The organism is Falsiroseomonas oryzae, assembly GCF_027856955.1.
GTDB classification, from domain to species: Bacteria; Pseudomonadota; Alphaproteobacteria; order Acetobacterales; family Acetobacteraceae; genus Falsiroseomonas; species Falsiroseomonas oryzae.
Genome location: NZ_JAPSMD010000714.1, coordinates 1 through 1,781, shown reverse-complemented (window position 1 = coordinate 1,781; position 1,781 = coordinate 1). Strand labels below are relative to the sequence as shown.

The following is a 1,781-nucleotide window of genomic DNA, read 5'->3' as shown; positions in this document are numbered from 1 at the left end:
GCCGGAGGCCGCCGTGTCGGCCGCCATCGCGCCCGCCGCCGAACGCGCGCGCCCGGCCTCCACCTCGCTGTTCAAGGAGGAACTTCCGAAGCTGACCACGCTGCACAAGCTGCAGGAGGATGGCGTGGCCTGGGCGCTGACCTCGGAGGGCATCGCGCTCGAAGGGGAGGCGGCGCGCGGCACGCTGGGCGAGCCGAAGACGGTGAAGGACATCTGGTCCAAATACGGCCAGCTCTGCCTGGCGGCCTCGCGCAAATGGGGCGTGCCGGTGGAACTGATCGTGGCGACCATCGCCACCGAAAGCCGCGGCGATCCCGCCGCGCGGCGGCCGGAGCCGCAGATCAACGACGAGAGCGTGGGCCTGATGCAGACGCTGGTGAAGACGGCGCGCGGCGCGCTGGGCGAGCCTTCGCTGCAGGGACACCAGCTGCTGGATCCCGCCAAGTCGATCGATGCCGGCACGGCCTATATCGCCAGCCAGCGGGCCTCCACCCATTTCGACCCGCCGCTGGTCGCCGCCGCCTACAATGCCGGCTCGCTGCGCCGGGACAGCGGGCCGGCGAACCGCTGGAAACTGGTCTGCCACCCGATCGGAACCGGCCGGCACATCGACACCTTCGTCGGCTGGTTCAACGACGCGATGCGCGTCAGCCGCGCCGAAGGCTGGGCGCAAAGCAGCGACTCGCCGAGCTTCGGCAAGGAGCTGTGACGCCTCCTGGCCGGGCGGTCGCCCGCTCCGTGCCTCAGGTGATTGCGCGGTCGGCGGCGCCGGGCAGGAAGGCGTCGGTGTAGAGCTCTTCCGGCGTCGGCTGGCGCGGGAAGCGCTGGACGCGCGCCAGGATCTCCAGCCCCTGCGCCATGCGCGCGCGGTCCACGGCGGAGAGGCCGTTGCGGCGGACGTGGTCGGTCATGATCATCTCCGCCACCACCAGCCGCGCGCGCTCCGTCTCGAGCGCCAGGTCCACCAGCGGCTCGGCCTCCTTCACCGCCAGCGTGGCGGCGGCGGGGTCGGCGACCATGGCGCGCACGCCGCGCGTGATGGCACGCACCGCGCCGCGCACCACCTCCGGATTGGCCTCCGCGAAGCGGCGCGTGGTCATCAGGCAGTTGGAGTAGAGCGGCACGCCGAAGTCGCGGTAGCGCATGATCACCTGCCGCTCCGGGGGCATGCCCAGGCCCTTGAGGCTGAGCACGGCCGAGCTGACGAAGCCGGTGATGGCGTCCACCTGGCCGCGCACCAGCATCGGCTCCCGCAGCTCGGGCGAGACGTTGGTCCAGCGCACGCTCGCCGCGTTGAAGCCGGCGAAGTCGGCGAAGACCGGGAACATCTGCCGGCCCGCATCGCCTTCGGGCGCGGCGATGTGACGGCCTTCCAGGTCCTTCGGCGTGCGGATCGGGCCATCGGCCCGCGCCACGGCGACGAGCGGCAGGCCGTCGAACACCATGAGCACGCAGACCATGCCGGCCTGCGGGTTCTCCGCCGCGAAGCGCGCCATGGCGGAGAAGTCGCCGAAGCCGATGTCGGCGGTGCCTGCGCCGAGATCGACCGGCACCCGGCCGGAGCCGAAGCCGCGGGTGATGCGGGCCTCGATCCCCTCCTCGCGGAAGAAGCCCGCGCGCTGCGCGGCCAGTGCGAAGGCGGAGGAGCCGGAGAGCGTCCAGTCCAGCGTGAAGCGCAGGCTGCGCGCCTGCGCGCGCGCCAGCCCGGGCAGCGCCAGGGCGGCCGCGGCGCCGAGCGCGGCGCGGCGGGCGAGGACGGCGGGAATGGCCTTCACTCCGCC

General features: G+C 73.1%; 2 protein-coding genes. One reads left to right on the top strand and one right to left on the bottom strand.

All coding sequences use genetic code 11. The annotated features are described in order from the left end of the window. Positions 1–709, top strand: a 709-nt coding sequence (locus OZN99_RS30935) for a transglycosylase SLT domain-containing protein (RefSeq protein ID WP_270939039.1), incomplete at its 5' end; no start/stop codon positions are given. Between the two features lie 34 nt (positions 710–743). On the opposite strand, the gene OZN99_RS30930 is transcribed toward OZN99_RS30935, so the two are convergent. Beyond that, positions 744–1,781, bottom strand: a 1,038-nt coding sequence (locus OZN99_RS30930; protein WP_270939038.1) for an ABC transporter substrate-binding protein, incomplete at its 5' end; no start/stop codon positions are given.